Source organism: Enterobacter sp. HNDS-6 (assembly GCF_039850505.1).
Lineage (GTDB): Bacteria > Pseudomonadota > Gammaproteobacteria > Enterobacterales > Enterobacteriaceae > Enterobacter > Enterobacter kobei.
In genome coordinates this window covers 283,760-310,237 of the sequence record NZ_CP156673.1, presented here as the reverse complement: position 1 = coordinate 310,237, position 26,478 = coordinate 283,760, and the positions used below count along the sequence as shown (strand labels likewise).

Below are 26,478 nucleotides of genomic sequence, written 5' to 3'. Positions count from 1 at the left end.
AACGATCGCACACCGGAAGGGGGCGAGCATGAAACCGCTGCTGGATGTTCTTATTATTCTGGATGCACTGGAAAAAGAGGGAAGCTTTGCGGCTGCTTCAGCAAAGCTCTATAAAACCCCTTCGGCATTGAGTTACACCGTTCAAAAACTGGAAAGCGATCTTAATATCCAAATCCTCGATCGCACCGGACATCGCGCGCGTTTTACCCGTACCGGACAGATGCTGCTGGAAAAAGGCCGCGAAGTCCTGCACACCGTTCGTGAACTGGAAAAACAGGCCGTCAAGCTCCACCAGGGATGGGAGAACGAGCTGGTCATTGGCGTGGATGATACCTTCCCGTTCTCTCTTTTGACCCCGCTGATCGAAGCGTTTTATCAACATCACAGCGTCACCCGGCTTATCTTCATCAACGGTGTGCTTGGCGGCTCCTGGGATGCCTTAACGCAGGGCAGGGCAGATATTTTTGTCGGGGCATTGCATGAGCCCCCCCAGCTGAGTGAATTTGGCTTTGCCCGACTTGGCGTGCTGGAGCAGGTGTTCGCCGTGGCGCCTCATCATCCGCTGGCTCAGGAGCCAGAGCCCCTTAACCGCCGCGTGATTAAAGGCTATCGCGCCATCGTGGTGGGGGATAACGCTCGCCCGGAATGTTCGGTTTCCTCGCAACTGCTTGATGAGCAGGAAGCCATCACGGTTTTTGACTTTAAAACTAAGCTGGAACTGCAAATTAGTGGACTCGGCTGCGGCTACTTACCGCGCTATCTGGCGCAGCGGTTTATTGATAGCGGTGCGCTTGTTGAAAAACAGGTACTTGCTCAAAGCAGTAACGAATCGGTATGGATGGGCTGGAATGAACAAACCGCCGGGCTTGCGAGCGCCTGGTGGCGGGATGAAATTTTAGCAAATAGTGCTATCGCGGCAATTTACTCTCAGCCCGGCGTCCAGAAATCAGCCAGTTAGCAGAAAGAAAACGGCCCGGTGCGTTGCAAAGTATTGCCTTTTGTATCCGATGTGGGGCAAAATGCCGCCGCTGCAACCAAATGAATAATCGACGATATAAAAGGCGTCGGTTATTTTTTTTTGCATGTACGAAACGAAACTAAAAACCAAGAGGCCGGGCTTCGTACCGGATAGATATTTACTAAAATCCGACAGTTGTTGTCGCTGAGGAAGAAAGAAATGGGGCAATTTTTCGCTTACGTGGCGGTTATCACCGTAAAGGAGAATAACTATGTCGCATAACGCAACTCCAAACACCTCTCGCGTGGAATTACGTAAAACGCTTACGTTGATTCCGGTTGTTATGATGGGCCTTGCCTATATGCAACCGATGACGCTGTTCGATACATTCGGTATCGTATCGGGCCTCACCAACGGTCACGTTGCGACGGCGTACGCCTTCGCACTGGTCGCGATCCTCTTTACCGCGCTGAGCTACGGAAAACTGGTCCGCCGTTTCCCGTCAGCAGGCTCTGCGTACACCTATGCTCAGAAATCCATTAGCCCGGCAGTTGGCTTTATGGTGGGCTGGTCATCTCTGCTGGACTACCTGTTCATGCCGATGATCAACATTCTGCTGGCAAAAATTTACTTTGAAGCGCTGGTGCCTTCCGTGCCGTCGTGGATCTTTGTTGTCGCGCTGGTGGCCTTTATGACCATTTCTAACCTGCGCAGCATCAAGACCGTGGCAAACTTCAACACCCTGATTGTTATTCTGCAGATGGGCATCGTGGCAGTTATCGTCGGCCTGATCATCTACGGTGTTTCTCACGGTGAAGGTGCGGGCACGCTGACCAGCACGCGTCCATTCTGGTCTGAAGGCGCACATGTTGTGCCGATGATTACCGGTGCGACGATTCTGTGCTTCTCGTTCCTGGGCTTTGACGGTATCTCTTCTCTGTCAGAAGAGACCAAAGATGCTGAGCGCGTGATCCCGAAAGCGATTTTCCTGACGGCGCTGATTGGCGGCCTGATCTTCATCGGTGCCTCCTACTTCCTGCAGCTGTACTTCCCGGATATCTCTCGCTTTAAAGATCCGGATGCGTCGCAGCCTGAAATCATGCTTTATGTTGCGGGTAAAACGTTCCAGTGGGGCGTGCTGATTTTTTCCAGCGTGACCGTACTGGCATCCGGTATGGCGGCACACGCAGGCGTTTCTCGTCTGATGTATGTTATGGGCCGTGACGGCGTGTTCCCGACTCGCTTCTTCGGTTATGTGCATCCAAAATGGCGTACTCCGGCGTGGAACGTGCTGTTGGTTGGCGCGATTGCGCTGATGGCGATTAAATTCGACCTGGTAACTGCAACTGCGCTGATTAACTTCGGTGCGCTGGTGGCGTTCACCTTCGTTAACCTCTCCGTGATTTCGCAGTTCTGGATCCGTGAGAAGCGCAACAAAACGCTGAAAGACCACTTCAACTATCTGGTGCTGCCAGTGTGTGGTGCGCTGACGGTGGGTGCGCTGTGGATCAACCTTGAAGAGAGCTCTATGATTCTGGGGCTGATCTGGGGCGGTATCGGCCTGGTTTACCTGGCCTGCGTAACGAAGAGCTTCCGTAACCCGGTTCCTCAGTACGAAGACGTTGCGTGATGACTCGCCGGGTGGCGCTAGCGCTTACCCGGCCTACAAAACAACACTCCTGTAGGCCCGCGTAAGCGAAGCGCCACCGGGCAAAAAAAAGCGGAGACCATCGTCTCCGCTTTTTTATGTCTGATTTTCAGACTATCTCTTGCGCGTACTGAAACAGCGCTTTCAGCAGCGCCTGTTTCTCTGCATTCCCTTCGTACTGACCGTAAAGCATCTCCAGCTCCTGGGCGTAGTTGTGCAGATACTCTGGCGTAAACACGTTACGACGATGCTGCAGCCAGCGCTCCTGCTCTGTTTCATCCAGCGTACCGGGGTAGTTACGTGCGCGGTAATTAAACATCAGCTTTTCGATGCGTTTATCGGCGAAAGTGATGTCCAGCGCCGGCAGGTTCCGCGGCTCGGTTTGCAGGACAATATTCATCGCTGCACGGTCGGCATCGCTGAAGAAGCCGTTGTAGAGCTGTGCATCGACGTTTTCCGACGGCACAAACGGCTCCGCTTCGGCGAAGATCGCGACCACTTTCTCGCGTACCTGCGGATTTTCGCGCAGCACTTTCAGGTTATCCAGGCAGTGCTGACGGTTAATGCCCAGCCTGTCAGCATCCTCCGGGCGCAGCGTATTCGCCTGCGCCAGTACCGGACATTTATTGATATGCACCAGTTTGACCGGCACCGCGGGCAGGTCACCAAGCTCATTTTTCGGGGTGTAGAGCCGTTCGCGCAGGGTATCGCTGTCAAGTTCCAGCAGCGGCGAAATATCGCCCGCTAAATCCACCATAATAACGGCGTTACGGTTGTCCGGATGCCACGCCAGCGGTGCCACCCAGCTGGTATTACCGCGCCAGGCACCGAACATACCGGAGATATGCACCAGGGGTTTCATCTGCGGCACGTCGATAAGGGTCATGAGCTTCTGCTTGCTGCGATGGCTCAGCAAATACTCAAACAGCCGGGGCTGCGCGGCTTTCACCAGCTTCGCCATGGCAATAGTGGCATAGACGTCCGCCATTGCGTCGTGGGCATTGCTGTGCTCAATGCCATTAGCGCGCGTCAGGTGTTCCAGGCGGAAGCTCGTCAGACCTTCCTCATTTTCCGGCCAGTTGATGCCTTCAGGACGCAGGGCATAACAGGCGCGCATGATATCCAGCAGATCCCAGCGCGAGTTGCGGTTCTGCCAGCTCCAGGCGTACGGATCGTAGAAGTTGCGATAGAAAACGTTGCGGGTCACTTCGTCATCGAAACGGATGTTGTTGTAACCGACCACGCAGGTATTGGGGACGGTAAACAGATCGTGGATGCGGCGGGCGAACTCCGCCTCGTTCACCCCCTTGTCCCGCGCTTCCTGAGGGGTGATCCCGGTGACCATGACCGCGCCTGGCTGCGGCAGGTAATCATCAGCAGGTTTGCAGTAAAAGACCTCAGGCTCGCCAATGATGTTGAATTCGTCGTCGGTACGGATGGCGGCAAACTGCGCCGGTCGGTCCAGCGCCGGGTGCGTGCCAAAGGTTTCATAGTCGTGGAATAAAAAAGTGGGGCGTGCGGCAGAGTCAGACACCAGTAATACCATCCTGTTAAAAAATGACGCCACTATGGTAAACGATCGTGCGGGTCAGACCGAATAAAAAGCGCCGCCGTGGTGCAAATTTGCGAGACAGATTCAGCGTGAAACCTGCGTTCTGTCACATTTTTTTGCAATTAACCCAGGTAACGACATCAGAACTCCCGTAAAAAGGTCATCGATTTTTAATGACCTGAGGATATACCGTTGAAACGCCGTCTGTTTATTGCTGTTTCTTTACTCGCTTCGAGTATCTCATCTGCTTTTGCGGCCGAACCGCTGGATTTTTCCCCGCAGCCTCCGGCCATTCAGGCGGGCTCGTGGGTGCTGATGGATTACACGACTGGTCAGATCTTAACGGCGGGCAACGAACATCAACAACGTAATCCGGCGAGCCTTACTAAGCTGATGACGGGTTATGTGGTTGATCGGGCCATTGATAGCCATCGCATTACGCCGGATGACATTGTCACCGTAGGCCGTGACGCATGGGCCAAAGGGAACCCGGTTTTTGACGGATCATCCCTGATGTTCCTGAAAGAGGGCGATCGCGTCTCCGTGCGGGACTTAAGCCGCGGGCTGATTGTGGATTCCGGCAACGACGCCTGCGTGGCGCTGGCCGATCACGTAGCGGGTGGGCAGCCGCAGTTTGTGAAGATGATGAACGACTATGTGCAGAAGCTGAACCTGCGCGATACGCACTTTGAAACCGTCCATGGGCTTGATGCGCCGGGTCAACACAGCTCGGCCTATGACCTGGCCGTTCTCTCCCGGGCTATCATTCACGGCGAGCCTGAGTTTTACCATATGTACAGCGAAAAGAGCCTCACCTGGAACGGGATCACCCAGCAAAACCGTAACGGCCTGCTGTGGGATAAAACCATGAACGTGGATGGCCTCAAAACGGGGCACACTTCTGGCGCGGGCTTTAACCTGATTGCTTCCGCCGTTGACGGTCAGCGCCGTTTAATCGCGGTGGTGATGGGGGCGGACAGCCCGAAAGGGCGCGAAGACCAGGCCCGGAAACTGCTGCACTGGGGTCAGCAGAATTTCGATACGGTGCAGATTCTGCACAGCGGTAAAAAAGTAGGGACAGAACGTATCTGGTACGGTGATAAAGAACAGGTAAATCTGGGTACGGATCAGGACTTCTGGCTGGCTTTACCGAAAGCGGAAGTGGCGAACATTAAGGCGAAATACGTTCTGGATAAGAAAGAGCTGGAAGCGCCGATTGCCGCACATCAGCGGGTTGGGGAGATCCAGCTCTATGACCGCGACAAAGTGGTGGCACACTGGCCGCTGGTCACCCTGGAACGTGTTGATAAGGGTGGGATTTTCTCTCGCCTCAGTGATTACCTGCACCAAAAAATCTAACCTTTCTGAGCAGACTGGCAGGGTTGCGAGTCTGCTCACATAATAAACACTCCTCGTTTGCCGATAATATTGTTCCTGTTTTATAGTGTATAAATATACAGTAATAAGCGGAGGCAGTATGGACTACAGCATCAAGCAGCAACAGAAGCGTAAGATTGCGGGTTTTCATCTTGTTGGGCCGTGGGAAAAAACGGTTAAGCAGGGATTTGAACAGCTGGTCATGTGGGTGGACGGACGTCACATTGAGCCGCTGGAGTGGGTGGCGGTCTACTACGATAATCCTGATGAGGTCCCGGCGGAAAAACTGCGCTGTGATACGGCCGTTACGGTACCGGAGGATTTTGTTATCCCGGATAACAGCGAAGGCGTCATGATGACGGAAATCGCGGCGGGTGATTATGCCGTGGCCACGGCGCGTGTGGAAAACTACGACTTTGCAACACCGTGGTATCAGTTCTTCAATTCCCTGTTGCAGGACAATAAATACCAGATGGCGCTCAAACCCTGCTTCGAACGCTATCTCAATGATGGCAACGCGGACGGTTACTGGGATATCGAAATGTTTATCGCGGTAGAGCACAAAACGGCTTAAGCCTGCTAAATGAAGGGTTTTTCAGCCGGGTGTGATCCTCCCGGCTGAAAACACAGTACAATTGTGATTTGCCGTGTAGCTGGAGAGCGGGTGTGCGTCCCGACAAATCATTAACGCCGTTTGAAATTCGTCTATACAAACATTACCGCGTGGTGCATGGGTGCCGCATTGCGCTGGCGTTCGTATTGACCTTTATACTGGTCCGACTGCTGGATGTTCCGGAGGGGACGTGGCCGCTGATCACGCTGGTGGTGGTGATGGGGCCTATCTCATTTTGGGGGAACGTTGTTCCTCGCGCCTTCGAGCGGATCGGCGGTACCGTTCTTGGCTCTGCGCTGGGGCTTATTGCCCTGAAGCTGGAGCTTATCTCATTTCCGGTCATGCTGGCATGGTGCGGTGCGGCCATGTTCCTCTGCGGTTGGCTGGCGTTGGGCAAACGCCCCTATCAGGCGCTGCTGATTGGTATCACGCTTGCGGTGGTGGTTGGCGCACCGGCCGGGGATATGACTACGGCGCTCTGGCGAAGCGGGGATGTCATCCTGGGCTCGCTGCTTGCCATGCTGTTTACCGGCATCTGGCCGCAGCGTGCTTTTTTGCACTGGCGTATCCAGATGGCCAGCTATGTCACCGCGTTTAACCGCGTTTACCAGGCCGGTTTCTCCCCCAATCTGGTTGAGCGCCCACGGCTGGAAAAGCATCTGCAAACCATCCTTAATGACGTGGTCAAAATGCGCGGCCTGATTACCCCCGCGAGCAAAGAGACCCATATTCAGAAAGCGATTTTCGAGGCTATTCAGACCGTAAGCCGCAATCTGGTCTGCATGCTTGAGCTGCAGATTAACGCGCACTGGGCTTCTCGCCCAAGCCATCTGCTGATGCTCAACGCACATACGCTGAAAGAGACACAGCAGATGACGCAGCAAACCCTGTTGACCATCGCTCATGCGCTCTATGAAGGCAACCCGCAGCCGATACTGGCGAACAGCGAGCGTCTGAATGACATTGTGGCGGAGCTGAAAACGCTTATTAGCGAGCGGCAGGGTGATAACGTGGCGGAAACGCCCATTCATGGCTATGTCTGGTTGAGCCTGGAACTGGCCCGGCAGCTTGAACTGTTATCGCACCTCATTTGCCGGGCGCTGCGCAAATAAAACGCGGATGTGACGCCTGCTGCTTCGATTCAGCAGCAATTGGGGTTATGATAGCTTTAAACGATATAGTCATTGTCATTCGCAGCCGCTGTCAGTAAGGTTATTGATACAACGGTTGCTTTAACGAATCCGAATCTCACATTATCAGGGGTGTAAAAATGGAAACTACCAAGCCTTCGTTCCAGGATGTTCTGGAATTCGTCCGCCTGTTCCGCCGCAAAAACAAACTGCAGCGTGAAATCCAGGACGTTGAGAAGAAGATCCGTGACAACCAGAAACGTGTCCTGCTGCTCGACAACCTGAGCGACTACATCAAGCCAGGCATGAGCGTTGAAGCTATTCAGGGCATCATCGCCAGCATGAAGAGCGACTATGAAGACCGCGTGGATGACTACATCATCAAAAATGCTGAGCTGTCCAAAGAGCGTCGCGATATCTCTAAAAAGCTGAAAGTGATGGGCGAAATCAAAAACGGCGAAGCAAAAAGCGAGTAATCGCAATGAATGGTGAAAAAGGCTCTCTGGTGACAGAGAGCCTTTTTTATTTTAGTAGGTCGGGTAAGGCGCAAGCCGCCACCCGACAATTTTATCAGGCACAGAAAAGCAAAAAGCCTGCTTTAAAAGCAGGCTTTTTAAATTTGGCTCCTCTGACTGGACTCGAACCAGTGACATACGGATTAACAGTCCGCCGTTCTACCGACTGAACTACAGAGGAATCGTTGTGGAGGCTTATCTTAGCGGCGAAAAAACTTTTGTCAAACCTGATCTTAGAGAAAATCGACTGACTGCTGAATCTGTCGTCAGTTTGTTGTAAATCCACACATCTTTTTCAGGAAAATACTTTGCAGGATGAGCATTTCTCCCCCATCATTTGAAATGGAGTTTCAACTTTTCTCGCTAAGGTCCATTTTGAACGTCACTGCTCCTCTGCGCCAGGCGATCATGCGCACGCCCTGGTACGCAAAACGTAAAAGCTATCGTGTCCTCTTCTGGCGTGAAATCACCCCCCTTGCGGTGCCTATCTTTCTGGAGAATACCTGCGTACTGCTGATGGGGGTGTTGAGCACCTTCCTTGTCAGCTGGCTGGGGAAAGAGGCGATGGCGGGGGTTGGGCTGGCGGACAGCTTCAACATGGTGGTGATGTCCTTCTTCGCGGCTATCGACCTTGGGACAACCGTCGTGGTGGCCTTCAGCCTCGGCAAGCTTGACCCCAAACGGGCCCGCGAGGCGGCTCGCCAGTCGCTGATGATCATGACCATTTTTTCGATCGTTCTGGCGGCGGTGATCCACTATTTCGGTAAAGAGATTATCGACGTTGTCGCCGGGGAAGCCACGAACGAGGTGAAGGACCTGGCGCTAACCTACCTCGAAATGACCGTCATAAGCTATCCGGCCGCGGCTATCGCGCTGATTGGCAGTGGTGCGCTGCGCGGGGCAGGTAACACCAAAATCCCGCTGCTGATCAACGGCGGGATGAATATCCTGAATATCATCATCAGCAGCGTGCTGATCTACGGCGTGTTTTCATGGGAAGGGTTGGGGTTCGTCGGTGCCGGTCTGGGGCTAACCATTTCTCGCTACATTGGTGCTGCGGCGATTATCGGGGTGCTGATGACGGGCATCACGCCTTCGCTGCGGCTTACGCTGAAAAGCTACTTCCGACCCTTTAACTTCGCCATTATCTGGGAAGTGATGGGGATTGGTATTCCCGCCAGTATTGAATCAGTGCTGTTTAACGGCGGTAAGCTGCTGACGCAGATGTTTGTCGCCGGTATGGGGACCGACGTTATCGCCGGTAACTTTATCGCCTTCTCCATCGCCTCGCTGATTAACCTGCCGGGTAACGCGCTGGGTTCAGCCTCGACCATCATCACGGGCAAACGGCTCGGGAAAGGGCAGATAGGCCAGGCGGAACGTCAGCTGCGCCACGTGTTCTGGCTGTCAACGATTGGCCTGACGGCGATCGCCTGGGGAACCGCCCCCTTTGCCGGGCTGATGGCCGCGTTTTATACCCATGAACAGGATGTGAAAGAGGTTGTTAAGATCCTTATCTGGCTCAATGCCGCGTTTATGCCCATCTGGGCGGCCTCATGGGTGCTACCCGCGGGGCTGAAAGGGGCGCGTGATGCTCGTTTTGCGATGTGGGTGTCGATGCTCGGCATGTGGGGGTGTCGGGTTGTGGCGGGTTATACGTTAGGTGTAGTGCTTGGCTGGGGCGTGGTGGGTGTCTGGCTGGGAATGTTCCTTGACTGGGCCGTGCGCGGGGCGCTGTTCTACTGGCGTATGGTCAGCGGGCGCTGGCTATGGAAATATCCGCGCCAAAATGCCTGACAAATGCGCGAAATGGAGAATAAATCGGCAAACGATCGGAAATCTGCATTCTGCCTTTGACATCCCGGGGGAGCATCGATAATATGCGCCCCGTTCACACGATTCCTCTGTAGTTCAGTCGGTAGAACGGCGGACTGTTAATCCGTATGTCACTGGTTCGAGTCCAGTCAGAGGAGCCAAATTTAAAAAGCCTGCTTTTAAAGCAGGCTTTTTGCTTTTTAATCTCTGGAAGTATTGCCCGGTGGCGCTGCGCTTACCGGGCCTACTTGTTCCGTAGGCCGGGTAAGGCAAAGCCGCCATCCGGCAAAAGCCGCACTATCGAGCCAAACTAATCGGCGCCGTCGCCTCAATCAGCCACGGACGCGCCTCGCTATTCACCAGCGGTGACAGCGCCTCGCGAACCTGCTGATGATATTCATCCAGCCACTGCTTTTCCTGCCCGGTCAACAGCTGCAATTCCACCTGGCTTAAATCAATCGGGATCAGCGTTAGCGAAGAAAACGTGCAGAACCCCGGGCGGCTTTCAACAATTTCCACCTGGTTTTCAATGCGGATACCGTGGCTGCCGCCCAGATAATACCCCGGTTCAATGGTCATGATATTGCCCGCCACCAGTGGCCAGGGGTTAACCTTTTTGGCGATGCGGTGTGGGTTTTCATGGATAAGAAGCTGATGCCCCACGCCATGTCCCGTGCCGTGATCGTAATCCAGCCCCATTTCCCACAGCGGACGTCGCGCGAAAGCGTCCAGCTGATGCCCGTGTGTGCCGGATGGGAACTGCAGGGTTATCAGCGACAGAAAGCCTCTCAGTACGGCGGTATAATGCATACGCTGCTGCGGGGGAACATGACCCCAGGCAAGCGTGCGCGTGGCGTCGGTGGTGCCGTTAGTGTACTGACCGCCAGAATCATTCAGGTAAAAATGATCGTGGCCGATGGGTTTGTTGCTGGCCTCGCTGGAGTGATAGTGGCACATCGCCGCGTTGCTCGAAGAGGCGGAAATGGTCGCAAAGCTCTGCTCGATAAAGCCGGGCTGCTGTTTACGGAACGCGAGCTGTTGCGCCTGTACTTCGAGCTCGGTTAACGGATTTCCAGCCGCTTCACGTCGCGGCACTTCACGGCTCAGCCAGGCCAGGAAGTTGACCCACGCGGCGCCGTCCTGGTGATGACATTCACGATACCCTGCCAGCTCGACCGGGTTTTTGGTGGCTTTCAGCAGGGTGATCGGATCGGTCTGCCAGACGATCTCCCCCTGGGGTTCAATGGCGAAGCGCAGGGCTACCGGTGCTGAATCGGCATCGACCATGACTCGTTTACCTTCTGCAATTTCTCGGCAGCGTTCGATAAAGGCGTCCTGTGGCGCAGTGGCGAGCGTGTTACGCACGGCTTCGGGCAGGGCGCTGAGCTTAGTGTCGTTAACAAACCACTCCACGTGACCGTCGCGACGCAACAGGGCAAAAGAGAGCGGTACCGGGCTGGTGGGGATATCTGACCCGCGTACGTTGAGCAGCCAGGCAATGTTATCCGGCAGCGTAACCGCCAGATAATCAGCATTGTTCGCGGCCAGCACGGCGGCAACGCGCTGACGTTTGTCTTCGCTGCTTTCACCGCTTACCGCAACCGGCATTTCACGGATCGGCCCCGCCGGTGCGGCAGGACGATCGATCCAGAGCGTGTCAAACGGTGAGGCATTCAGCGGGACGAGCTGACACGGCGTGGCAGAAAGTTGCGTAAACTCGGTATTTGTCATCAGCAGTGGATCAAAACCGATGCGTGTGGCGGGCTCGACGTTTGCCACCAGCCATGCTGCCAGCGGTTCATTGTGCAGATGATGAATTTCAATCTCATCCAGGTTGACCTGAACGCGGGCCTGCACCTGATAGCGCCCGTCGACGAACAGCAACGCTTTGTCTTTCAGAACCAGCGCCAGGCCAGCCGAGCCGTCAAAGCCCGTCAGCCAGGCCAGTTTTTCATCATACGGCGCGCAGCATTCACTCTGCCAGGCATCCGCGCGCGGGACGATTATCCCGTCGAGATGGTTTTCCTGAAGCCACTGGCGCAGGGCCGCTAAGGGTGATGAGGTGGACATGCATTTTCCTTAATAGTTATCAGCGGAACGGTGGCTCGTTGAAGGTACGCAACTTGCGGGAATGCAGTTTGTCACCTTCCGCCCGCAGCAAATCAATGGCACGAATGCCAATTTGCAGGTGTTCGGATATCGCCCCTTCATAGAAGCGGTTGGCCTGACCCGGCAGCTTGATTTCGCCATGCAGCGGCTTATCGGACACGCAGAGCAAGGTGCCGTAAGGCACGCGGAAGCGATACCCCTGCGCGGCAATGGTGGCGCTCTCCATATCAATCGCCACCGCACGGCTCAGGTTGAACCGCAGCGCGGAGGCGGAGTAACGCAGCTCCCAGTTACGGTCATCGGTAGTGACCACCGTACCGGTGCGCAGGCGCTGCTTAACCTCTTCACCGGGCATGCCGCTCACCTCTTTGGTGGCGTCATACAGCGCGCGCTGCACTTCAGCGATGCTCGGAATCGGAATGTCTGGCGGCAGCACGGCGTCGAGAACGTGGTCGTCGCGTAAGTAGGCGTGGGCCAGCACGTAATCACCAATCAGCTGGCTTTCGCGCAGGCCGCCGCAATGGCCGATCATCAGCCAGACGTCCGGGCGCAGTACCGCCAGATGGTCGCAGATGGTTTTGGCGTTCGACGGCCCCACGCCGATGTTGATCAGCGTGATGCCCTGGCCGTCGGCGGTGATCAGGTGCCAGGCAGGCATCTGGTGCTTTTTCCATGCCTGGTCGGAAATGGCCTGCTCGGGCGCTTCGGTCTCTGCGGTGATCCAGATCCCGCCCGCACAGGAGAGCGCGATGTACGGGCTTTCCGGGTCAAGGATCTGGCTGCAGCCCCAGCGGACAAACTCATCGACGTAACGGGTGTAGTTGGTAAACAGCACGAACGGCTGGAAATGCTCGGCGGGCGTGCCGGTGTAGTGGCGCAGGCGTGCCAGCGAGAAATCCACCCGGCGGGCATCAAAGTGCGAGAGGGGAGAAAATTCTGCCGGGTGATAAATCCCGTCTGCCGTTTCATCGCCAATCTGTGAAAGCTCGGTGGTTGGGAAATGGCGGGTCAGTCCCGCGCTCATGGAACGATCAAGGGTTAGCGCCGAACCGTCAATCACGTAAGGATACGGGATCTCATGCTGTGAAGGTTCTACGGCAATGTGTGCGCCGTAATCCTGGTATAACAGCGTGAGTTGCTCTTCAAGATAAGGGCGGAACAGTGCAGGGCGGGTGACGGTGGTGCTGTAGCAGCCGGAGTGGGTAAAACGGGCATAGGCGCGGGTTTTTGGCGTCGTGCTGGCGCTGCCGTCCCAGGTCACAGAGAGCGATGGATAAACAAAAAGGCCCTCACTTCTGGCCTTTTCGTCGGGAAGTTTCCCTGTTTCGATATATTCGCTGATGGCGCTACGCAGCGCGTTGACGGACTGTTCATACAGTGCGTCGAGTTTTTCCAGCGCCTGAGCCGGGGTCAGGCTGGAGCCCTTATTATTCATCTCTGTCTCCTTGTTCCACAGGTGTGCGACTCTACCCGATAGTATGTCACACGCCTGTGAAACAAAAGGGAGATCAGCTGTGGCGCGTCTCTTTCATCAGTAGCGCCGTCGCCGCTGACAGCAGGCATCCTGCCAGCAGATAAATCGCCACGCTGTGCCAGTTTCCCCCGGAGAAGGTCACCAGCGCGGCGGCAATAAACGGCGTGAAGCCGCCGCCGACCACGCTGGCAACCTGGTAGCCCACGCCCGCGCCGCTGTAGCGATAGCTCGCGCCAAACAGTTCGGTAAACATCGGCTGTTGTACGCAGACCACCATATCGTGAGCGATGTTCGCGAGCATAATGGCGAAGAAGACAATCCAGAACACAGACTGCGCCTCCAGCGCCATAAAGAACGGCCAGGCGCTGAGGGTACCAATCAGCGCGCCGGTGATATAGACGCGACGGCGGCCAAATTTGTCCGCCAGCCAGGCGAAACAGGGGATAGTCAGGCAGCTGATCCCGCCGACCACCAGACCAATATTCAGGAATAGCTCACGCGGCAGACCGAGATTTTGCGTCGAGTAGTTCAGGGCAAACGCGGTGACGATGTACATCGTCAGCAGCTCACACAGGCGCAGGGCGATAATTTTCAGAAAAGCGCCAGGGTGCCGGACGAGGGCTTCCATAACCGGAAGGCGTTTTTTGACGGAAGGCTTTTCCTGCTGCTTTTCGAATTCTGCCGACTCCTCCATCCCGTTACGGATCCACAGCGCGGCAATGACCAGCACGATGCTGAAGATAAACGGAATGCGCCAGCCCCAGCTCAGGAACTGCTCGTCGGTGGTGTAATGGCTGATGAGTGACACCAGCCCGGTCGACAGCAGCAGCCCCACGCCATATCCCACCTGTACGCCGCTGCTGTAGAACGCTTTCCGGTTTTTCGGTGCGCTCTCAACGGACAACAGCGCCGCACCGCCCCATTCGCCGCCTACGGCGAAGCCCTGGATGGCGCGCAGTATCACCAGCAATACCGGTGCCCACCAGCCAATGGCGGAAAACGAAGGGAGAATGCCAATCAGCGCAGTGGCAATCCCCATCATCCAGACGGTAAGCATTAGCATGCGTTTGCGGCCCAGCCGGTCGCCGAAGTGGCCGAAGATCACCCCACCAAGCGGACGAAACAGGAACCCGACGCCGAAGGTGGCAAATGCGGCGAGGGTGCCCATCGCGGGGCTGACCTGGGGGAAGAATTCACGGTTAAACACCAGCGCGGCGGTGATACCGTAGAGCAGAAAATCATACCAGTCGACGACGGCGCCCGCGAAGCTGCCGAGGGCGGCACGACGGGCACGATTGAGCGAAGGGGTCTCCTCGCCGGGACGTTCGGAGATGAGGGTGGAGTCCATAGTTGTCCTGTCCATACTGATTTTAATTATTGGTATAAGAAAAGGTCACTCACATAGCAGCCGTCATATAAACGGAACCTATGAGACTACCGCGACAGAACGTCTGAGAAAACGTTTTTATCTTTCCGGATGGCGCTGAATAAAGAAATTTCATCAACACCTTCAGCGATATAATTATGTCTGCTTGACGCGGTTATCTGCTGAATGGTTTACAGTAATAGTGACCGCTGCGTGAGTTAAGCTGAGGGAATCACGATGCAACGCACCTTTTCGGCAATCTGGATGATCCTGTTTTTATTCGTCGCACCGCTTCACGCGGAGCCCAACGTCTACGGTGAACAGCGCATCAGCGGCTGGTGGAATGCGCTGACGGATGATATTTCGCAAACCTGGGAGCAGCCTCAACGTTACGATCTGTACCTGCCATTTTTGAGCTGGCATGCCCGCTTTATGTACGACAAAGAAAAAACCGACAATTACAATGAAATGCCGTGGGGCGGTGGCCTGGGCGTCTCCCGCTATAACGAAGAGGGCAACTGGAGCGCGCTTTTCGCAATGATGTTCAAAGACTCGCACAACGAATGGCAGCCCGCAATGGGCTATGGCTGGGAGAAGGGCTGGTATCTGGATGACGCCAACGATTTCCGGCTTGGGCTCGGCGCCGCGGTGGGGATCACGGCGCGAGATGATTTTGCAAACTATGTACCGCTACCGTTCATCTTCCCGCTGTTCTCGGCCAGCTATAAGCGCGTTACCGTTCAGTTCACCTATATTCCCGGAACCTATAACAACGGGAACGTGCTTTTTGCCTGGCTGCGCTTAGGCTTTTAAAGGGTGATCACCTTTTTTGCCACAGCGTTAGACAGTACCAGCATGGAGAAGAGAACTGAGCTGACGAACGTGAGCACAATCAGCGTCAGCTTCATGCCGAGAGACGTCACCGGTATCAGCGCCGTCAGCAGATGAAATACCGAGTAGTGCACAATGTACACGCCGGTCATCGTTTTGCTGATGGCGGCCAGGATGGACTCCTTCAGTTCAGCATTGCGGCGAAAGCGTACGCCGTTCGCCGCAATCACCAGCGCGACGATCAGAATGTAAATTTGAGAGCCGGTGAGGATAAAAGCGTTCCTGTCGGCCTTAAACAGGGCAAAAAAGAAGTGGCGCTCGTAAAACCAGGTAAAGAGGTAGATGAACGGGATGGCAATAACCGCTGCCCGAACCACCGATTTGCGGCTTATCCACTCGGCTATTTTGGGGTCGCAGAAGAGTTGCCCCGTCAGATAAAACAGCAGCCATGTCCACAGCCGATACTGCGGTGACAGAGAGAGGACGTGCGCGTCAGGATAAAGCGCCGATAATAGGTCGTATCCGTAAGAAAAGACCAGCAGTGCAGCAATCGCGGTGCAGAACAACGCTCGCCGCTGGCTGAGCCATTCCACCGCAGGGTGGAAGGCGTAAATCACGACAAACGCAAACACGAACCACGGCTGGATTAAATACCCGCGCTGATACGGCTCCCACAGGTAGTAGATCGTTATCCAGAAAAGAAAGACGGTCACCAGGCTTTTAATTTTGCCCAGCTGCCAGTGGCTGCCGTGCCGGGACTGTCCGTCGAGATAGCCTGACACCACAAAAAACAACGGTGTGGCAATCGTCGAGATAAAGGTTAAAAACCCCAGGATCCAGTGATAGTCATAATCATAACGATCCCAGGTGTTGTAGATGGTGAAGAAGGTAACCGCCGTCATACAGCCCAGCGTCTTGATAATGTTCAGTCCTGTCGCATTCATTGTTGTCTGGCTTCGTCCTTACGATGGAAACATGCATATATTACAGGAAGAACCAGCAGCGTCAGGATAGTCGCAAACCCCAGTCCAAACATAATCACAACGGCCATGCTCTGGAAGAAAACATCCAGCAGCAGCGGCGCCAGGCCCAGTACGGTCGTAAATGCGGTAAGCAGGATAGGCCGCAGGCGCGAGGTGGCGGCGTAAACGATCGCCTCGTGCTGACCTTTATGCGCCTTCTGCTGCTCGATCTCTTCCACCAACACGATGCCGTTGCGAATGAGCATTCCGCTCAGGCTCAGGAGACCAATCAGCGCCATAAAGCCGAACGGGATCCCGGTAATTAAGAATCCCGGCGTAACGCCAATCAGCGCCAGCGGCACGGTCAGCCAGATGGCGACGGCGTTTTTCACCGAGCTGAACATCAACACTGTGATAACAAACATGACCAGGAATCCGATCGGCAGCGTGGTGAAGAGCCCCTGCTGGGCTTCGCTGGAGTTTTCTGCATCGCCTCCCCACTCGATGCTGTAGCCGTGGGGCAGAGGGAGGGCGTCAATGTGCGGCTTCACCCGGGCGAGAATATCGCCGGAGGTTTGCTGGCTGAGGGGATCGGGGTCGGTCATAACCGTCAGCACCCGCGAGCGGTCGCGGCGCAGAATAAGCGGATCTTCCCACTCCAGCGAGAAACGGCTAACAACGTTACTTAGCGGGATATACTGCTGCCGCGTCTGGCTCCAGACCAGCACGTTGTTCAGGTGATTGGCGTCCAGCCGTTCGCTCTCCGGCGGGCGCACCACGACAGGGAGCAGGTCGCTGCCTTCCCGATATAATCCTGCCCGGCTGCCGGAAAAATTCATCTCCAGCGCGTTGTCGACGTCCTGCTTGTCCACGCCAAGCTCGCGTCCAAGCGCGGCGACGTACTGCGGACGGATCACCTTGCTGCGGTTTTGCCAGTCGTTTCTCACGCTGCTTGTCGCCGGGTCGCGCGCCAGAATATCGTCCACCTGGCTGGCAATCAGGCGCAGCCTGTCAGGATCGGGACCCTTGATGCGCACCTCAATGGCGCTGTCCCCGGAGGGGCCAAACATCACGCGTTTGGTGCTGGCGTTAACCTGCGGATAGTTTCGCGCAATGTACTCATCGACGTGACGCGTCAATGCGGAGATGTTGCGCTGGTCATCCATGCGCACCATGATCTGCGCGTAGTTGCTGTACTGCCGCTGTCCGCTGTAGGTCAGAATAAACCGCATGCTGCCCTGACCGATGGTTGAAACGGTGGTTTCCACGCCGGGCTGGCCGTTGATGGTTTTTTCGATATCACTGGTCATCTTCTCGGTCCATTTGATATCGGTGCCATACGGTAACCACAGGTCGACAAAGAAAATCGGCGTATTAGACGAGGGGAAAAAGTTTTGCCGCACGGCGCCAAAACCCCAGACTGACGCGACCAGCAGCGCAGCCATCACGATGAGTGTCGGCGTTTTCTGGAACAGCAGCGCGTTCAGGAGACGCTGATAAAGTCGGTAGAGGCGTTTGTCATAAGGATTTGACTCGTCGGGTTTCACAGCTGCGCCGTCGTTTTTAAACAACCACCACTTAATCAGCACCGGCGTGATGGTAAGCGCAGAGAACCAGCTCAGCATCAGGGAAATCAGCAGCACCTGGAACAGGGATTTACAATATTCCCCGGTAGAATCCTGCGACAGCCCGATAGGCGCAAAAGCCAGGATGGCGATCACCGTTGCCCCCAGCAGCGGCAGGGCGGAGCGACGGATGATGTAGCTAATGGCGGTCAATAGTGGCGAGCCCTGCTGACGCGCAATCAGTACCCCTTCAACTATCACGATGGCGTTATCCACCAGCATGCTGAGGGCGATGATCAGCGCGCCGAGCGAGATACGCTGCAGCTCAATGCCCCACAGATACATGATCAGCAGCGTGCCCAGCACGTTAAGCGCGAGGGAAAACGCGATGATAATCCCGCTGCGTACGCCCATAAAGATCAGCAGCACGCCGATGACAATCGCCAGCGCCATCAGAAAGTTAATGATAAAACCGTTAACAGAGTGGCCCACTTCGGCGGCCTGATCGTAGAACAGGTCGATGTGTATCCCCGCCGGTTTTTCCGCTGACATCTGGTTTAGCTTCGCCTCCAGCGCGTGGCCCACGTCGATCACGTTCACGCCGGGAATAAACGAGACGCCCATCGTGACGGCTTTTCTGCCGTTAGCATGGTAGATACTGGCGGGCGATTCGTTCAGCCCGCGCGACAGCGTGGCGATATCCCGTAGACGCGTCGCTGCCCCGGTGCCGGGAGGGGTGATGATGAGATCGGCCAGTTCATCCAGATTTTCAAACTCACCGGTTGGATGCAGGCGAATAGATTCCGTTCCCGAGGTGATTTCTCCGGCGCTGGATACCACGTTCAGCCTGCCGAGCAGGGCGGAAAGCTGGTTCAGCGTGATGCCGCGCGCGGCCATTTTGGTCAGGGAAATATCGATGTTGACCTGCTGGCTGATGGCCCCGCCGATGGCAACTTTACCGACGCCGGGGACCAGAATCAGTTCACGACGCAGCTGCTCGGCATACCTCACCAGTTCAGGATTGCTGAATTCATCCCCGGAAATCGCGAAGAAAAAGCCGAAGACATCGCCAAAATCATCATTTACAAAGGGCGTCACGACGCCGGGTGGGAACTGGCGCGCGGCATCGCCCACGCGACGGCGCAGTTCGTCCCAAATCTGCGGCAGTTCGTTCGAATGATAGCGCGAGGCAATGTTCACGGTGATTTGCGACAAGCCGTTTGATGAGATAGAGCTGACATTGTCCAGATAGGGCAGCTGCTGAAGGGCATTCTCGAGGGGCAGCGTGACCTCCTCTTCCACCTGCTGAGCAGAGGCCCCAGGATAGTGGGTAATGACCACGGCCGTTTTGATGGTAAAGGCCGGATCTTCCAGTCTGCCAATGTTCAGCAGGGCGAAAATGCCCCCCACGCCGAGCAGCAGGATCGTTAGCCAGACGCGAATGGGGTTATTAATAAACTGGCGAGAGATATCCATTATAGTCCCCGTTCACGCGTCCAGATACGCACCGGCTGGTTAGCATGAAGCTCACCCACGCCTGCAGCCACCACGCGTTCGCCCGCCTTGAGCCCATGCGTAATGACAACGCCCTCAGTGGTGACTTGCCCCACGCTGACCTTGCGGTCTTCAAGATGGAGCGCGTCGCCTTCTCTCACGACGACCCAGACGTGCGGCTCATTGCGCGGGCTGTTGTTTGGGTTAAAGACCGCCTCCACCGGGACGACCAGTGCCTCAGCGCCCGCACCTGCCGGGAGATTGGTTAAATTGATTGTCACCGTACCGCTGACGCCTCCCACGGCGGGAAAATCATCCGGGCGCGGCATGGTGAGGATCACCTGCCAGGTCAGGGTGTTGCTATCGCTGCTACCCGAGTGCTCTTTATAGACGGCGGTAAACTCCCGATCCGGGAAGGCGTTAATTCTCACCACGGGGCGATACTGCGCGTTACGAATATCAAAGGTCCTGAACAGGTTCTCAGGAATACTAAACACCACATCCAGCAGGTCTGTGCGGGTTAAAGTCACAACAGGCTGACCCGCAGACACCACCTGATGGTTTCGGACATGCACGCTGGCCACCGTTCCGCTGAAGGGGGCGACGAGCGTCATCTGATTGAGCTCTTCACGGGCAATCTTTAGCGCCGCATTCGCCGAATCACGGTTCGCGCGCTGTACGTCCATCTCTGCTTTAGAGATAGCCTGGCGGCCCGCCAGCGTCTGAAAGCGATCGAACTGCCGCTGGGCCAGCGTCGCCGCTGTTTGTCTGTCGTTAACCCGCTGCTGGGCTTCACGGGCATTTAATCTCGCAAGCTGTTGACCCTGCTTGATGGCTGCACCCTGACGTATATCGAGTGCCTCAATTTGACCTGCGCGCTTGAAGGAAAGGTCTGTGGCATCACCCGATTCAATGCGTGCGGGAAAAACGCGCTGCTGGGCGTGACCGGGGACCGTCACCTCCGCCACTTTTACCATTCTGGGCAGAGGGGGAGCTTGCTTAGGTTTCGGGTCACATGCCGTGAGCATTAACAAAACGAATGGTAAAAGAGAGAGGTAGCGGTTCACTGTATTCCCCTAATAAATAACTGTTTTATTTATTCCATAACCTGGGCAGGGGTGACACTATTCTGCCAGAACAGTGACGACCATATAGGTAAATAAACCAATCGCCGTACTGGCGATAATGGCAAGCGCAATAAACAGACCGAGGCGGAGCAGGCTTAAACCATACATAAATTCCTCCATGAGCCGGAAGCGGTGGCTGACTATGAGCATAGTCGGCGAAAAGATAAATGTTAAATAACCATTATCAGTGGGTGGCGCTAAACCTGATATTCATGTGCTACGTTTAATATCAATCATCTCTTTTTACCGTAACTGGCATTAAGGGCAACCCCCTGCATTTAATGCGCTTTTTGCTTCTCTCACTCTCGTGTTGGTTATAAAAAGGATGCTCGATATGTACAAAAACATTCTCGTTCCGGTGGATGTCTACGAGACAAGCCTGGCGGATAAAGCGTTGCAGCATGCCCATTTTCTGGCGCAAAGCGCATCGGGTGACATTCATTTGCTGCACGTTATGCCAAAATTTTCAGCCGAACTGACGCGTGGTTTTATTTCAGATGCGCGTAAGATGGATGAATATATGATTAATAATTCGAAGGAAAAACTGTCTGACCTGATCAAAAAATTGAATTTGCCAGAAGAACGCGTTCACCTCCATGTCCGGAGCGGGAATGTTCGTGATGAGGTGATTAAGCTGGCGGATGAACTTGCCGTCGGCGCGATTATTGTCGGCTCTCGAAACCCCAATATTCAAACCCATTTGTTAGGCTCAGAGGCGGCAAGTATTGTTCGTTACGCCCATGTTCCTGTTTTCGTTATTCGTTAATTACATGAAAGCAAGGTGATTTCTGAATAGAACCTGAGGAAGGAACGATGAAAACAGGAAAACCTGACCGTCCGTATTATCAACAAACCGTTGACGAAACCCTGTCGAATATTCACTCCACCCTGGAAGGGCTTAGCGGCACTGAGGCATCCGTCCGACTTCAGCAGCATGGAGAGAATGCGTTACCGCAAAAAGAGGGCAAGCCTGCCTGGCTGCGCTTCCTGGCACATTTTAACGATGTGTTGATTTACGTTCTGCTGGTGGCCGCGTTGCTTAAGCTCTTTATGGGCCACTGGGTAGACATGCTGGTGATCCTTGGGGTTGCGATCGTCAACGCGCTGATTGGCCATATTCAGGAGAGCAATGCTGAAAAATCGTTGCAGAGTATTCGTAATATGCTCTCCAGCGAAGCCGTGGTGGTAAGACAGGGGAATCATGAAACAATCCCCACCACGGCGTTGGTACCGGGTGATATCGTGGTGATCCGCGCCGGGGATCGCATCCCTGCGGACCTGCGCGTGATTGAAGCGCATAACCTTCGCGTGGAGGAGGCCATCCTCACCGGTGAATCCACCGTTGTTGAGAAAAACAGCGATGCGTTAAGCGGGGAACTGCCTCTGGGCGATCGCTACAATTTGCTCTATTCAGGGACAACCGTCAGCTCTGGCGGCGGTAAAGGCGTGGTGGTGGCGACCGGGGGCGAGACCGAGCTGGGCCACATCAATCAGATGATGTCCGACATTGAAAAGCACCGCACGCCGCTGATGGTGCAGATGGATAAGCTTGGAAAAACCATCTTCATTACCATTCTGGTGATGATGGTGGCGCTGTTTGTTTTTAGCCTTCTGTTCCGGGATATGCCCGTTTCTGAACTGGTGCTGTCGCTTATCAGCTTAGCCGTTGCTGCCGTGCCGGAAGGCCTGCCCGCCATCATCTCCATTATCCTTTCGCTTGGCGTGCAGGCCATGGCGCGCCGTAAGGCCATCATTCGTAAGTTGCCTACGGTGGAAACCCTGGGCGCAATGACGGTCATCTGCTCGGATAAAACCGGCACCCTGACCATGAACGAAATGACGGTCAAGGCGGTGATTACCGCTGATACGATCTATCGCGTGGAGGGAGAAAGCTACGAGCCGGTCGGCAATATTCACCCCGTAGATGATCCGACGCCCGTCAGCGTGACGCAGGGTTCCGTGCTGGAACGCTACCTGCGGACCATCGACCTCTGTAACGACAGTCAGCTGATCAAAGACGAACAGGGACTGTGGAAAATAACCGGCGGCCCGACCGAAGGCGCGCTGAAGGTGCTGGCGGCGAAAATCCCGCTTCCCGCGCTGGATACCGAAATGCGCAGTAAAATCCCGTTTGATTCGCAGTATAAATACATGTCCACGCTGTACCGTCTGGGCGAAGAAGAGGTGATTTTACTCACCGGCGCGCCGGACGTCCTGTTCCGTCTCTGCCAGTACCAGCAGACGAATGACGGACTGCAGCCGTTCGATCAGCCATACTGGGAAGGGAAGATTGAAGAGTATGCCCGCGAGGGGCTGCGCATGGTGGCTGCGGCCTGGAAACCCGCCCGCGAGGGACAGCGTGAGCTGGATCACCCTGACCTGCAGGATGGCATTATTCTGCTCGGTATCGCCGGGATGATGGATCCCCCGCGTCCGGAGGCCATTACCGCGATTGCCGACTGCCTGCAGGCCGGGATCCGCGTGAAAATGATCACCGGCGACCACCCGCAAACGGCGATGAGCATTGGGCAAATGTTGGGGATTGGTAACGCCGCAAGCGCTATTACCGGACGTGAGCTGGAGGCGATGGACGATCGTCAGCTGAGCGACGCCGCGCAACAGTACGATATTTTCGCCCGCACCAGCCCGGAGGATAAATTCCGCCTCGTGCAGGCCCTGCAAAGTAAACAGGAAGTGGTAGGGATGACCGGGGATGGCGTGAATGACGCTCCGGCGCTCAAGCGGGCGGATGTGGGGATCGCCATGGGGATTAAGGGGACTGAAGTCACCAAGGAAGCCGCGGACATGGTGTTAACGGATGACAACTTTGCCACCATTGCCAGCGCGGTGCACGAGGGTCGTCGGGTTTACGATAACCTGAAAAAGACCATCCTGTTCGTTATCCCCAGCAACATCGCCCAGGCCCTGCTGATCATCATTGCGCTGCTGGCGGGGAACCTCATCCCGCTGACGCCGGTTCTGATCCTGTGGATGAACATGGCAACATCGGCAACGCTGTCGTTTGGCCTGGCGTTTGAAGCGGGTGAGAAGGACATCATGAACCGGCCGCCGCGCAAGGCGAATTTGCATGTGATGGACGGCTATGCCATCTGGCGCGTAGTGTTTGTCGGCCTGATGATTGCCATCAGCGCCTTCGTGCTGGAAGCCTGGCTACAGCCGCGCGGTTACTCGGCGGAATTTATCCGCACCGTGCTGTTGCAAACCCTGGTGACCGCGCAGTGGTTCTACATGCTTAACTGCCGCGTTAATGACGGCTTCTCACTGAGCAAAGGCCTGCTGGAGAATAAAGGGATTTGGATCGTGAGCGGCGTACTGCTGGCGCTACAACTTCTTATTATTTACGCGCCGTTCATGCAGATGCTGTTTGGCACCGAAGCGCTGCCGTTCCGCTACTGGGTCATTACCTTCCTGATTGGTTTTGTGATGTTCCTGATTGTCGAGGCGGAAAAGGTGCTGACACGCAGGTGGCGCAAAACCGAGGTGAGATAGTATATGCTGAGAAAGCCTGACGGAGATCGGGCTTTCTCTTTTTTGAGCGCAGGAAACTATGATTCGATTTATCTGGTTCGTCCTTACGCTGTGTGCCGCTGTTCCCGGTGCGTTTGCCGTAACCTATACCCTACCGCCGGAAGGCAGTCGTCTGGTGGGAACGCCGATTATCGTCACCGTTCCGCAGGGCAACACGCTGCCTCTGGAGGCTTTCGCCGCGCAGCACGGACAGGGCCTAAGCAATATGCTTGAAGCAAACCCGGGCGTGGATCCTTTTCTGCCTACGTCCGGCACCCGGCTGGTGATCCCCCAGCAACTGATTTTGCCCGACACCGTCCGCGAGGGGATTGTCGTTAACGTGGCGGAAATGCGTCTCTACTATTATCCACCGGGCAGTCATACCGTTGACGTATTGCCCATCGGCATCGGTCAGGCCGGGCGTGAAACTCCGCGAAACTGGGTAACGGCCGTTGAGCGTAAGCAGGAAGGCCCCACCTGGTCTCCGACGCCGAATACGCGTCGTGCCTATGCGGCAGAGGGGAAAACGCTTCCGGCCTTCGTGCCCGCCGGGCCGGATAACCCGATGGGCCTGTATGCGATATATATCGGCAGGCTGTATGCGATTCACGGCACCAACTCGAATTTCGGTATCGGGCTACGGGTTAGCCAGGGATGTATTCGTCTGCGTAACGCCGATATCAAATATCTTTTCGATAATGTTCCCGTGGGCACCCGTGTGCAGATTATCGATCGCCCCGTTAAAGTGACGACAGAGCCGGACGGTAGCCGGTGGGTGGAGGTTCACGAACCGCTATCACGCAATCGGGCGGAATTCGAGTCAACCCGGAAAGTGCCTCTGCCCATTTCGGCCGCGCAGCGGACGCAGTTGATTAACGAGGGCGCGGGAGCGGAGCTGGAACGTCGGTCGGGGTTGCCGGTTAAGATCGGTATGTGAGGTGATTTTCGCCGGGTGGCGGCTTCGCCTTACCCGGCCTACGATTCGGGGTTTTTGTAGGTCGGGTAAGGCGAAGCCGCCACCCGACAATTTTACCAGATGCAGAAAAGCAAAAAGCCTGCTTAAAAGCAGGCTTTTCAAATTTGGCTCCTCTGACTGGACTCGAACCAGTGACATACGGATTAACAGTCCGCCGTTCTACCGACTGAACTACAGAGGAATCGTGTGAACGGGGCGCATATTATCGACGTCAGCCGCGCTTGTCAAAGGGTGGATCAACGCCTTTTGATCGTTTGCTGACAAAATCGGCAATGTGATGTTTTTGACAGCGTAATGCACCGCTTTGGTGCGTATATACCTCTAATGGGGCAGATCATAAACTGCTGTTTCAGTAATAAAACCCCCCTCCATGATTAGGTTTCCTTATTTTCAGGCGCTTAGCGAGGAATTCAGACCGCCCGGTAAAAGTGGCATTCATATTGCAAAACCTGTTCAACAACGATAGCCAGTACCGGCAAAGCATTTCGAACAGGGGGCAAAATGAACTTAAGACGACTGAAATACTTCGTAAAAATCGTCGATATCGGCAGCCTGACTCAAGCGGCAGAAGTGCTGCATATCGCGCAGCCTGCGCTGAGCCAGCAGGTGGCTACTCTGGAAGGCGAGATGGATCAGCAATTATTGATTCGTACCAAACGCGGCGTCACGCCAACGGAAGCCGGAAAAATTCTTTATACCCATGCCCGCACTATTCTGCGCCAGTGCGAACAGGCGCAACTGGCGGTCAACAACGTCGGCCAGACCCTCAGCGGGCACGTTTCCATTGGTCTTGCGCCGGGCACTGCGGCGTCTTCTATCACCATGCCGCTGCTGCAGGCCGTTCGTGCTGAGCTGCCGGAAGTGCTGGTCTATCTGCACGAGAACAGCGGTTCGGTACTCAATGACAAACTGCTCAATGGACAGCTGGATATGGCGGTCCTTTACGATCGTTCTCCGGTCGCCGGGATCACCAGCCAGCCGCTGCTGAAAGAAGATCTCTACCTCGTGGGCACCCGCGACTGTCCGGGGCAGAGCGTCGATCTTACCGCCGTGGCAGAAATGAACCTCTATCTGCCGCGTGATTACAGCGCCGTGCGTGTGCGCGTGGATGAAGCATTCTCCCTGCGTCGCCTGACGGCCAAAATCATCGGCGAGATCGACTCACTCTCCACGCTGACCGCGGCCATTGCCAGCGGAATGGGCGTCACCGTGTTGCCAGAATCCGCAGCGCGCTCGCTCTGCAGTGCGGCAAATGGCTGGATGGCACGGATCACCACGCCTTCGATGAGCCTGCCGCTGTCGCTCAACATGTCCGCACGCGGCTCGCTGACGCCACAGGCGCAGGCGGTAAAAGAGATTTTGATGTCGCTGGTCAGCAAGCCATCGCTTGAGAACCGTGAACTCCAGCTCGTGAGCTGATATTCCATAAAAGCATAAG

The 26,478-nt window shown here is 55.5% G+C and carries 20 protein-coding genes and 3 tRNA genes; 14 read left to right on the top strand and 9 right to left on the bottom strand.

The window, feature by feature from the left end; translation table 11 throughout:
* The first annotated feature begins 28 nt into the window (after positions 1 to 28).
* From ABFI50_RS01435 to ABFI50_RS01425, 3 genes are all read left to right on the top strand, one after another.
* The gene (locus ABFI50_RS01435; protein ID WP_045134941.1) at positions 29 to 958 is read left to right on the top strand and encodes a LysR substrate-binding domain-containing protein; all 930 of its coding nucleotides are present in this window, start codon (positions 29 to 31) and stop codon (positions 956 to 958) included.
* Positions 959 to 1,177: 219 nt separating this feature from the next.
* Positions 1,178 to 1,240 carry a membrane protein YoeI gene (gene yoeI / locus ABFI50_RS01430; protein ID WP_099458931.1) on the top strand — a complete coding sequence of 21 codons (63 nt, stop codon included), beginning with the start codon at positions 1,178 to 1,180 and terminating at the stop codon, positions 1,238 to 1,240.
* Positions 1,230 to 2,588, top strand: coding sequence for an APC family permease (locus tag ABFI50_RS01425; protein WP_014884463.1), 1,359 nt, complete (start codon positions 1,230 to 1,232; stop codon positions 2,586 to 2,588). Before yoeI ends, ABFI50_RS01425 begins: the two co-directional genes overlap by 11 nt.
* Before the next feature lie 127 nt (positions 2,589 to 2,715).
* On the opposite strand, the gene sbcB is transcribed toward ABFI50_RS01425, so the two are convergent.
* Positions 2,716 to 4,143, bottom strand: a complete 1,428-nt coding sequence (gene sbcB / locus ABFI50_RS01420; protein WP_169809476.1) for an exodeoxyribonuclease I — start codon at positions 4,141 to 4,143, stop codon at positions 2,716 to 2,718.
* A gap of 207 nt (positions 4,144 to 4,350) precedes the next feature.
* Here sbcB and dacD point away from each other — a divergent pair, with 207 nt between their 5' ends.
* The 4 genes from dacD to ABFI50_RS01400 all read left to right on the top strand — a co-directional run bounded on the left by dacD (position 4,351) and on the right by ABFI50_RS01400 (position 7,754).
* Positions 4,351 to 5,517 carry a serine-type D-Ala-D-Ala carboxypeptidase DacD gene (dacD, locus tag ABFI50_RS01415; RefSeq protein WP_014884461.1) on the top strand — a complete coding sequence of 389 codons (1,167 nt, stop codon included), beginning with the start codon at positions 4,351 to 4,353 and terminating at the stop codon, positions 5,515 to 5,517.
* A gap of 118 nt (positions 5,518 to 5,635) precedes the next feature.
* Positions 5,636 to 6,109, top strand: coding sequence for a DNA gyrase inhibitor SbmC (sbmC, locus tag ABFI50_RS01410; protein WP_014884460.1), 474 nt, complete (start codon positions 5,636 to 5,638; stop codon positions 6,107 to 6,109).
* Positions 6,110 to 6,201: 92 nt separating this feature from the next.
* Entirely contained in the window at positions 6,202 to 7,260 is a 1,059-nt protein-coding gene (locus ABFI50_RS01405) for an FUSC family protein (protein WP_014884459.1), read from the top strand.
* A gap of 158 nt (positions 7,261 to 7,418) precedes the next feature.
* Complete coding sequence (locus tag ABFI50_RS01400) at positions 7,419 to 7,754, top strand: DUF496 family protein (protein ID WP_008499467.1); 336 nt, start codon at positions 7,419 to 7,421, stop codon at positions 7,752 to 7,754.
* Positions 7,755 to 7,898: 144 nt separating this feature from the next.
* Here the strand turns inward: ABFI50_RS01400 and ABFI50_RS01395 are convergent.
* A tRNA-Asn gene (locus ABFI50_RS01395) sits at positions 7,899 to 7,974 on the bottom strand.
* A 161-nt stretch (positions 7,975 to 8,135) separates the two neighbouring features.
* On the opposite strand from ABFI50_RS01395, the gene emmdR reads away from it, so the two are divergent.
* A complete protein-coding gene (gene emmdR, locus ABFI50_RS01390; RefSeq protein WP_121496143.1) occupies positions 8,136 to 9,590 on the top strand; it encodes a multidrug efflux MATE transporter EmmdR in 1,455 nt (484 codons plus the stop codon).
* 103 nt (positions 9,591 to 9,693) lie between these two features.
* Positions 9,694 to 9,769 (top strand) — tRNA-Asn (locus ABFI50_RS01385).
* A 136-nt stretch (positions 9,770 to 9,905) separates the two neighbouring features.
* On the opposite strand, the gene ABFI50_RS01380 is transcribed toward ABFI50_RS01385, so the two are convergent.
* The 3 genes from ABFI50_RS01380 to shiA form a co-directional block, all read right to left on the bottom strand.
* Positions 9,906 to 11,678, bottom strand: coding sequence for an aminopeptidase P family protein (locus ABFI50_RS01380; protein ID WP_182115574.1), 1,773 nt, complete (start codon positions 11,676 to 11,678; stop codon positions 9,906 to 9,908).
* 19 nt (positions 11,679 to 11,697) lie between these two features.
* Positions 11,698 to 13,152 carry an AMP nucleosidase gene (locus ABFI50_RS01375; RefSeq protein ID WP_347485186.1) on the bottom strand — a complete coding sequence of 485 codons (1,455 nt, stop codon included), beginning with the start codon at positions 13,150 to 13,152 and terminating at the stop codon, positions 11,698 to 11,700.
* Between the two features lie 73 nt (positions 13,153 to 13,225).
* Positions 13,226 to 14,539 carry a shikimate transporter gene (shiA, locus tag ABFI50_RS01370; RefSeq protein ID WP_014884455.1) on the bottom strand — a complete coding sequence of 438 codons (1,314 nt, stop codon included), beginning with the start codon at positions 14,537 to 14,539 and terminating at the stop codon, positions 13,226 to 13,228.
* 255 nt (positions 14,540 to 14,794) lie between these two features.
* On the opposite strand from shiA, the gene pagP reads away from it, so the two are divergent.
* The gene (pagP, locus tag ABFI50_RS01365) at positions 14,795 to 15,370 is read left to right on the top strand and encodes a lipid IV(A) palmitoyltransferase PagP (RefSeq protein WP_347485184.1); all 576 of its coding nucleotides are present in this window, start codon (positions 14,795 to 14,797) and stop codon (positions 15,368 to 15,370) included.
* On the opposite strand, the gene ABFI50_RS01360 is transcribed toward pagP, so the two are convergent.
* Genes ABFI50_RS01360 through ABFI50_RS01350 form a run of 3 tightly spaced genes read right to left on the bottom strand, consistent with a single transcriptional unit; the run spans position 15,367 to position 20,476 of the window.
* Positions 15,367 to 16,332 carry an acyltransferase family protein gene (locus ABFI50_RS01360; protein ID WP_014884453.1) on the bottom strand — a complete coding sequence of 322 codons (966 nt, stop codon included), beginning with the start codon at positions 16,330 to 16,332 and terminating at the stop codon, positions 15,367 to 15,369. The genes pagP and ABFI50_RS01360 overlap by 4 nt on opposite strands.
* The gene (locus ABFI50_RS01355; protein ID WP_214600053.1) at positions 16,329 to 19,391 is read right to left on the bottom strand and encodes an efflux RND transporter permease subunit; all 3,063 of its coding nucleotides are present in this window, start codon (positions 19,389 to 19,391) and stop codon (positions 16,329 to 16,331) included. Before ABFI50_RS01355 ends, ABFI50_RS01360 begins: the two co-directional genes overlap by 4 nt.
* On the bottom strand, positions 19,391 to 20,476 hold the full coding sequence (locus ABFI50_RS01350) for an efflux RND transporter periplasmic adaptor subunit (RefSeq protein WP_047028203.1): 1,086 nt from the start codon (positions 20,474 to 20,476) through the stop codon (positions 19,391 to 19,393). Before ABFI50_RS01350 ends, ABFI50_RS01355 begins: the two co-directional genes overlap by 1 nt.
* Positions 20,477 to 20,870: 394 nt before the next feature.
* Here ABFI50_RS01350 and ABFI50_RS01345 point away from each other — a divergent pair, with 394 nt between their 5' ends.
* The 3 genes from ABFI50_RS01345 to ldtA are packed head-to-tail and all read left to right on the top strand — an operon-like array spanning position 20,871 to position 25,001.
* Positions 20,871 to 21,302, top strand: coding sequence for a universal stress protein (locus ABFI50_RS01345; protein ID WP_063943676.1), 432 nt, complete (start codon positions 20,871 to 20,873; stop codon positions 21,300 to 21,302).
* 47 nt (positions 21,303 to 21,349) lie between these two features.
* A complete protein-coding gene (locus ABFI50_RS01340) occupies positions 21,350 to 24,046 on the top strand; it encodes a cation-transporting P-type ATPase (protein WP_063943674.1) in 2,697 nt (898 codons plus the stop codon).
* A 58-nt stretch (positions 24,047 to 24,104) separates the two neighbouring features.
* Positions 24,105 to 25,001 (top strand): L,D-transpeptidase, encoded by an 897-nt coding sequence (gene ldtA, locus ABFI50_RS01335; protein WP_179121047.1) that lies wholly within the window; start codon positions 24,105 to 24,107, stop codon positions 24,999 to 25,001.
* A 144-nt stretch (positions 25,002 to 25,145) separates the two neighbouring features.
* Here ldtA and ABFI50_RS01330 read toward each other — a convergent pair.
* Positions 25,146 to 25,221: transfer RNA gene (locus tag ABFI50_RS01330), tRNA-Asn, on the bottom strand.
* Positions 25,222 to 25,541: 320 nt separating this feature from the next.
* Here ABFI50_RS01330 and nac point away from each other — a divergent pair.
* Positions 25,542 to 26,459 (top strand): nitrogen assimilation transcriptional regulator NAC, encoded by a 918-nt coding sequence (gene nac / locus ABFI50_RS01325; RefSeq protein WP_014884446.1) that lies wholly within the window; start codon positions 25,542 to 25,544, stop codon positions 26,457 to 26,459.
* Positions 26,460 to 26,478 lie beyond the last annotated feature (19 nt).